The 7,753-nt window shown below is 64.1% G+C and carries 7 protein-coding genes; all 7 read right to left on the bottom strand.

Translation table 11 applies throughout. The features are described from left to right. Positions 1-162: 162 nt before the first annotated feature. Positions 163-1,041: a lysophospholipid acyltransferase family protein gene (locus CWS72_RS23855; RefSeq protein ID WP_101253159.1), complete on the bottom strand. Its 879-nt coding sequence runs from the start codon at positions 1,039-1,041 to the stop codon at positions 163-165. After that, complete coding sequence (gene lpxK, locus CWS72_RS23850; RefSeq protein WP_101253166.1) at positions 1,038-2,006, bottom strand: tetraacyldisaccharide 4'-kinase; 969 nt, start codon at positions 2,004-2,006, stop codon at positions 1,038-1,040. Before lpxK ends, CWS72_RS23855 begins: the two co-directional genes overlap by 4 nt. After that, the gene (locus CWS72_RS23845) at positions 2,006-3,277 is read right to left on the bottom strand and encodes a 3-deoxy-D-manno-octulosonic acid transferase (protein ID WP_101253158.1); all 1,272 of its coding nucleotides are present in this window, start codon (positions 3,275-3,277) and stop codon (positions 2,006-2,008) included. Before CWS72_RS23845 ends, lpxK begins: the two co-directional genes overlap by 1 nt. Then, entirely contained in the window at positions 3,274-4,011 is a 738-nt protein-coding gene (locus tag CWS72_RS23840) for a lysophospholipid acyltransferase family protein (protein WP_101253157.1), read from the bottom strand. Before CWS72_RS23840 ends, CWS72_RS23845 begins: the two co-directional genes overlap by 4 nt. 217 nt (positions 4,012-4,228) lie before the next feature. Further along, positions 4,229-5,536: a M16 family metallopeptidase gene (locus CWS72_RS23835; protein ID WP_241911871.1), complete on the bottom strand. Its 1,308-nt coding sequence runs from the start codon at positions 5,534-5,536 to the stop codon at positions 4,229-4,231. Further along, positions 5,533-6,969, bottom strand: a complete 1,437-nt coding sequence (locus tag CWS72_RS23830; RefSeq protein ID WP_101253156.1) for a M16 family metallopeptidase — start codon at positions 6,967-6,969, stop codon at positions 5,533-5,535. The genes CWS72_RS23835 and CWS72_RS23830 overlap by 4 nt, the downstream gene beginning before the upstream one ends. Before the next feature lie 218 nt (positions 6,970-7,187). Then, positions 7,188-7,748 carry a DUF3035 domain-containing protein gene (locus CWS72_RS23825; protein WP_101253155.1) on the bottom strand — a complete coding sequence of 187 codons (561 nt, stop codon included), beginning with the start codon at positions 7,746-7,748 and terminating at the stop codon, positions 7,188-7,190. Between the last annotated feature and the right edge of the window lie 5 nt (positions 7,749-7,753).

The raw sequence follows: 7,753 nt of genomic DNA, 5'->3' as shown, positions 1-7,753 counted from the left end.
GTGGTGGGCAAGGGCAAGAGCGAGCAGCTCGTCCCGACCAAGGACGGCGTCCGCGAGCCGCAGAACCGCCGCGTCCAGATCGTCCTCCCGTAAGGGACGGCCAGGTCCCGGACCAAAGAAGAAAGGCCGCAGCAGGGAAACCTGCTGCGGCCTTTCTTTTAATTATTCAGGCCAGCGTCTGTGAAGCCACAGCCAATGGTCAGGCCGCTCGCGGATCCATCGTTCGAGAAGGCCGTTCACCGCCGTCATCGCGGCGCGCACGTCGGCGTGGCGGTCGCCGCTTGCTTCGAACTGCATGGGCGGATCGAAAATAATGCGGAACCTGGCCCCTTTCAGCCGAACGATGTGCGCCGGCACCACGGGGCATTTGTATTTCAGCGAAAACGTCGCGAGGGCCGGCGCCGTCATCGCCTCTGTCCCGAAAAAGGGCACGCTGATGCCATCGTTCATCTTCTGGTCGACCAGCATGCCGATATGCTCGCCGTTTTTCAGCTTTTCCAGGGCTTTTCGGGCGCCGGCGGATCCCTTGGGGATCAATTCGACACCCTCGTTGGCCCGCCCCGAGGTGAAGACCCAATTGACGTAGGGATTGGTGGCAGCCCGATAGATCAGATGCAGCGGAATACCATGATGGGCCGCGAAGGGGCCCATGATTTCCCAGTTTCCGAAGTGCCCGCTGAAAAAAAGTCCGGGCTTCCCATCATCGCGCAAAGCCGCGAAATGCTCCATCCCCTCGATCTCGACGCGACAGCCGGGACCATAGGTCAATTCGGGAATGTGCGGATATTCTCCGGCGGTTCGCCCGATATTGTCCCACATGCGAACCAGGACGGCCTCCCGTTCGGCATCGGACCAATCGGGAAAAAACCGGGTCAGGTTGCGCCGGGCATGGCGGGTGACCGGCAGACGATAGCCGATCGTCCGACCGATCCAACCGCCGACGGCGGATGCGGCGTCGAGGGGTAACAGGGCAAAAAGTCTGAAAACGATCCAGACGATGATGGCTTCACAGCGAAACGCCAGCTCCTTGCGGCTGATCATTGATGGCGACGTCCTTCCATTGCCGGTCGCAACACGTCATGCAATGCCGTCTCGTCGTCCCAGGTCACGGTAATCCGCAACACTCCGATATTGGCGCGCTGATGAGGTTCGATCCGAACGATGTCCTTGGTGGTGGTGATCAAAGCGGCGGCTCGGGTCTTGGCAATGGAGATCAATTCGCCGATCTCCGAGACCTGATAGGGATAATGATCGGAAAAACCGTAGGCCTCGACCACGGTGGCTCCCAGCGACTCCAGCGTCTGAAAGAATTTCTCGGGCCGGCCGATCCCGGCGAAGGCCACCACCCGCTGGCCGGCCAGGGCGCTGGCCTCGGCCTCCGGCTCCAGTCTGGCCGTCAGGATGGGCTTGCCGTCGACCTGGCGGGCGACATCGGCACGGTCCTCGCCCAGAATGACCACGGCGGAGGCGCGCGCCAACGCCCGCGACACGGGTTCGCGCAACGGACCGGCAGGCATGCAGCGGCCGTTGCCGAAACCGACATGTCCATCGACGACCAGCAAGCTGACGTCCTTCTTCAGGGATGGATTTTGGAAACCGTCGTCCATCACCAGACAGGAGGCCCCTTTTGCCGCCGCGCGGCGCGCTCCGGCGACACGATCCCTGGCCACCCAGCAGGGAGCCGTTTCGGCGAGCAGCAGCGGCTCGTCGCCAACCCGCTCATGGCCGTGCGTCTTCGGATCGACCAGCAGAGGCCCCGCCTCGCGCCCGCCGTATCCACGCGACAGGAAATGCGCCCCCGGCAAGCGATGGGCGACGGACTGGGCGACCGGCGTCTTGCCGGCGCCGCCCACGACCACATTGCCGATGCAAACGACGGGGATCGGCGCCTCGAAGGCCGGCGAGAACCGTCCGCGCCAGCCGCTTGCCATCGACCAGCCCCATCCCAAAGGCGACAGGGCCAGCGACAACGGCCCCTCCTTCATCCAAAAGCCCGGCGCACGCATCATTCCGCCCCCTTCCCGCGCAACCATGGGGAAATCTCGGCCAGGACGGCATCAAGGACGTCGTCCTCGGCCTGAGCGAAATCATGAGCCATTCGGCCGGAAAGCGCCAGCGCACGAGGATCCGCCAATCGGCGGGAAAGGGCCTCGGCGAGGGCGGTCTCGTCGGCGACCTGCTCGGCCGCGCCGGAGGCGCACATCCGGCTGGCGATTTCGGAAAAATTGTCCATATGGGGACCGAACAGAACCGACGCTCCCAGGCGGGCGGGTTCCAGAGGATTCTGCCCCCCTTGTCCGATCAGACTTTTTCCCATGAAGACGATGGGGGCCAGACGGATGAACAGCCCCATTTCTCCCAAGGTATCGGCCAACAGGATCTGCGTCTCAGCCGTGATCTCCTGCCCGGTGCCGCGCCGGGCCACGGACAGGCCTTGCCCCTCCAGTTCCGCCGCCACCTCGGCGCCGCGGTTGGGATGCCGGGGCACGATGACCGTCAGCAAACCGGGATGAGCCGCATGCAGCGCCTGGTGAACGCGGCCGGCCAGGGTCTCTTCACCGGGATGGGTACTGGCCGCCAGCCAGCGGGGACGGCCATTCATTCGGGCGGCCAGCGCGGTCAGCGCGGCCTCGTCGACCGGCAAGGGCAGCGCGGCGAATTTCAAATTGCCCCGGCAGGCCACCCGCTTCGCCCCCAGCACGGACAGGCGATCGGCATCCGTGGGCGTCTGTCCCAGGCAGAGGACGAACCCTTCCAGCAGACGGCGCATCAAGCGGGGCTGGCGGCGCCATTTGGCGAAAGAACGATCGGAGATGCGGCCGTTCAACAGGATCAGGGGGACCCGGCGCTCCGCCGTTTCGACCAGAAGATTGGGCCAGAACTCCGATTCCGCCCACAAGGCGAGATCGGGACGCCAATGATCGAGGAAACGCCGGACCCAAGGCAGCCTGTCGACCGGCACATATTGATGGATGGCGCCCTCGGGGAGACGTTCGGCCATCAATTCGGCGGAGGTGACCGTTCCGGTGGTGATCAGCACGGTTGTGCCGAGCTCGGCCTGCAGCCGCTCGATCACCGGCAGCATCGAAACGGATTCGCCGATGCTCGCCGCATGAAGCCAGACCACCTTGCCCTCCGGCCGCGCCAGGCTGGGGATGCCCCGGCGTTCGCCGAAACGAACCCGGTCCTCCTTGCCGCGGGCCATCCGCCTGTCGAGATAATAGGCGATCAACGGCGCGCCCAGCGTCGTCAGACCGCGGTAAAGCGAAAGAATCATCGCCCCAGCCCCCCGGGGGAGCGGGGAGACGCCTCCGGCCGGGGCGCAGGTTCGACGGGAGGATGCCCCATCCGCCGGTCAGCCTCCTCGGTAATGGCGTTCAGGCTGGCCTCCACCGCATCCCGGGCGGCCTGCAAATCGGTGGACGAGGCGCCGGATGGGACTTCGATGGACGTTCCCCAGACGAAGACGCCGGAGGAAAAGGGCAAGGCCACCGAAAAACGGTCCCAACTCCCCAGCAGCTTGCGGCGTCGCGCGGAAAAGGTGCAGGGAATGATCGGACAGCCAGACATTCGGGCCACCTGAACGATGCCGTCCGAGGCCCGCATTCTGGGTCCGCGCGGACCGTCGGGCGTAATACCGACGCAGGTTCCCCCCTTCAATGATTGCAACATGGCGCGCAAGGCGGCCACGCCACCTTTCGAGGAGGAGCCGACGATGGTGGATATGCCGAAATGACTGACCGTGCGGGCGATGATCTGACCGTCCCGGTGCTGGGAAATCAACATGTTGATGGGCTGCCGGCGACGCCAGCAATAGGGCATCATCAGGATCCGCCCGTGCCAGAAGGCGAGAATGAACGGCCGCCCGTCATCCCAGAAGGATTGCGGCAACTCTCCTCCGACGACCTGCCAGCGCCCGGTCACATGAACGAGGCGGATATATTGTGCTGCCAGCCAGCAAAGAAAGCGGCGAACGCCTTCGGCCCTGGTCAGGGTTTTAACCATCCCCATGAGATCCAGACCCTTAGCGCCGGTTCGCCGACGCGACGGAAAAGCGGTAAATGTTCAGCATCCTGACGTATCGTCTCGGGACGGCCTCTTCGAGGCCACTTTTGTTCTTCCGGTTGCTCAAGACGTTTCCCATCGGCCCTCAAGCCGGCGCACCATAACACGCACGCCGGAAAGGGCCAAATATGTCGAAGTTACGTTTTGTTGCCGACCGGCTCGTTCACAACCCTTGCGGATCCCCCAAGACCACGAAGCTCAGTTTTCCGCCATCGAGCAGGCGGGCCGCCACACGCTTGATGTCGGCCTGGGTCACCTTGTCGATCAGGACGTTGCGCCGATCCAGATAATCGATGCCCAGCCTGTCCAACTGAATGGACTGCAGCAACGCGGCGATGGCCCCGGTGCTTTCCAGTTGCAAGGGAAACGACCCGTTCAAATAGGTCTTGGCGTCGGCCAGTTCCTCGGCCGACACCCCGTTTTCGGCCATCCGGCGCCACTCGTCGCGGATCACCTGCAGGCTGTCCTTGACCCGATCGTTGCGCGTGGCCACGCTCCCGCCCAGCAAGGCCGAATGATCCCGCGGCGAAAGGTAACTATAGACGCCGTAGGCCAGGCCGCGTTTGACCCGGACCTCGGTCATCAGCCGCGAGGACAGCCCCCCACCACCCAGGATATAGTTCATCACGTAAGCGCCATACCAGTCGGGATCGTCACGTTTCAGGCCCGGCTCGCCGAACATCACGATGCTTTGCGGAATCGGCCGGTGCACGATCTCGACTCCGCCGTTCGTCCGTGGCGGCACGAAGGCGACATCGATGGACGCTGACGTTTCCGGCAGTGCGCCGAAGGTCCGGTCGAGCAGCCCCCCCAGTTCCTCGGGCGTGATGTCGCCAACCACCGAGATGGTCATTTTGTCGCGCCCCAGACGCGCCTTGACCCATTCCTTCAGATCGTCGGCGGAAATCGCCTTGATGCTGTCCGGAGTACCGTCGACCGGCAGTCCGTAAGGATGATCGGGATACATCGCCCGGGCAAAGGCGCGCCGCGCCATGACATTGGGATTCTGAAGCTCTTCCGCCAGGATACTCAGAATCTGCCCGCGCACGCGCTCCACCGCATCGGCGTCGAAACGCGGCTGGGTCAGGGCGAGACGCAACAGATCGAAGGCCGTGTCCCGATTGGCCGTAACGGTCTTCAGATGGCCTTGAAAATTGTCCGCGCCGGCGGAAAAACCGAAACCGATCGCCAGGTCTTCCAATTTTCCGTGAAAGGCCTGCGAATCGAGATCGCCCGCCCCCTCGTCGAGCAGACCTCCGACCATCTCCGCCAGTCCGGCCTTGCCGACCGGATCGACGGAAGCGCCCCCCTTGAAGGACAGTTCAAGGGTGATGATCGGGTTGGCGTGGTCCTGGACCAGCCAGGCGCGGATACCGCCGGGGCTGGTCACCTGCTCGATGGTCAGGGCTTGCGCCGGCCAAAAGGGCAGAAGGCACAGAACGGCCGCGAAAAGAATATGACGAGACATCATCGCAGCTCCCTCCCGGGCATGCCCGCCGGCACCTTAGGCGTCGGATCGGGGGTGGCGGCACGAGCATCCGCGCTCAGCGGATCGGATGGCAACAACAGGCCGGTCACCACCCCTTCGTCCCTCAGGACAAAGCGGGCCGCCTCATTGACCTCGTCGGTGGACACGGCGGCGATCCGCTGCGGCCAGGCCTCGGCATCGGCGATTCTCCGGCCGCCGGCCAGCGCGGCCCCAAGAACGCGGGCTCCCGCCGAATAGGAATCCTTCGCATAGACGATGCTCGTCTGAAGGCGCCGCTTGGCCTGCTCGACCTCTCCGGCGCTGACGCCGTCGGTTACCACCGAACGGATCTGCGCGAGCATGGCCGCTTGCAGATCTTCCATGGAAATGCCGGGAAGCGGCGAGGCGTCGAAGGAGAAGGAGGTCGGACCGAGACTGCCGGGATCGTACCCGGCCGAAGCCATCGCGGCCAGCTTCCGTTCGACCACCAGACTCCGGTAAAGACGGCTGGTGCTGCCTCCCCCCAGAATTTCGCCCAAAATCTGTAGCGGATAGGCGAACCGGGTCTCGCCGGACAGGTAGCTGGGCGCCAGATAAAGGCGCTGCCAGTTCGGCTGATGGACCTCCGGATCGCGCAGCTCCACGGTACGGGCGGCGATGGGCGGCGGCTCTTCCGTCCGCTGGCGCGGCGGGACCGCCCGTGCCGGAATGACGCCGTAATATTTCTCGGCCAACGGCTTCAGGCGGGCCACCGTGATGTCGCCTGAAACCAGGAGAATGGCATTGTTGGGAGCGTACCACCGGTGATGGAAGTCAACGACGTCGGCGAGGGTGTATTTTTCGATCTCGTTCCGCCAGCCGATCACCGGGTGATGATAGGGGCTGTTCAGGAACAGGGACGCTTCAAGCTGTTCGTTCAAACGGGCGGCAGGCGCGTTGTCGATCCGCATCCGCCGCTCCTCGATGACCACCTGGCGCTCGGGCAAGAAGTCCGCATCCTTCAGCGACAGGTTGGCCATCCGGTCGGATTCGAGCTTCATCACCAATTCCAGCTTGTCGGCGGCGACGTTCTGGTAATAGGCGGTAAAATCCGCAGTGGTGAAGGCGTTGTCGCGGCCACCGTTCTTCGCCACCAACTGCGAGAAGACGCCGGCCGGCACCGCCTTGGTCCCCTTGAACATCATATGTTCGACCATATGGGCAAGGCCGGTCTTGCCCGGCGTCTCGTCCGCCGCGCCGACCTTGTAATAAACCATGTGGCTGAGCACGGGAACGCGGTGGTTGGGAATGACCACCACCTGCATGCCGTTCTTCAGGGTAAAGGTCTCGGGATTGAAAATCTGCGCCCGGACGGCGGTGGCCGAGGCGACGATCGACAGGCCGGCGATGAAACAGACGGCGGCCGGCTGTGCGAGGACGCGGAAAAACGTTTTCATCAAACCTCCGAGCGGACGAAGAGGTCTCTCGTGAGAAACCCGGGCCCCGGAGAAGAGGCCGTTGCCGGCCCCATCCCGCCCGGAATTCGACGGCGCTTAAGAGCCCGCTGAAGCGGAGCGGAAGCGTCATATAAGACCGTGAGGGTCCGTTCAGAAAATTTCCGAACGGACCCCGGCCTCAATCGTGGCTGTGACGGTGAGCCGTCATCGGCATCACATCAGAAGATATCTTCGAGCCAACCTTTTTCGCGACGGATGATCTGCGGCGAGCTGCCTTCCGAGGCGGGCTTGCCCGCGGAAGCGTTCCGTTGCAGACGCTTGGCCTCCTGGGTGGCGTCGAGAACCTCGCCAGGCGCCGGCTTGTCCTGCCAGAACATGATCTTGTCGGCGAAACCGTTGTCGGCCTCGATCAGAGCCGTGGTTTCCTCGTCGACCTTGCGGCGGATGTTCGGATCGGCCTGGCTGGCGCCGACCCTGGTCAGAATGGTCTGCTCACCCTGGCTGAGACCCGACGCGCCGCCAAGCGACAAGCCGGACCGTCCGGGAACCAGTACGCTTCTGGCCTGATCACGCACCGTTCCCTCCTGCGGGCGGGGCGCCCCCGGAAGCGGCGGACGCAAGGTGAAATCCGGTGGCTGCGCCAAGGGTGCGCGGGCCATTACGGTAAATTCATCGGGAGGCGCTTTGTCGTAGCCAAGGGCCCGACGGGCCTCGCTACAACCGGTTAATGACAAGGCGGAGAGAACAGCCACCGCTGCGGCAAGGCGAACCATGGTCATGTGAG

This window comes from Telmatospirillum siberiense (genome assembly GCF_002845745.1).
In the GTDB taxonomy this organism is placed as follows: Bacteria; Pseudomonadota; Alphaproteobacteria; order Rhodospirillales; family Magnetospirillaceae; genus Telmatospirillum; species Telmatospirillum siberiense.
Note: the sequence above shows the minus strand (reverse complement) of the source record. Positions and strands in the feature narration are given on the sequence as shown.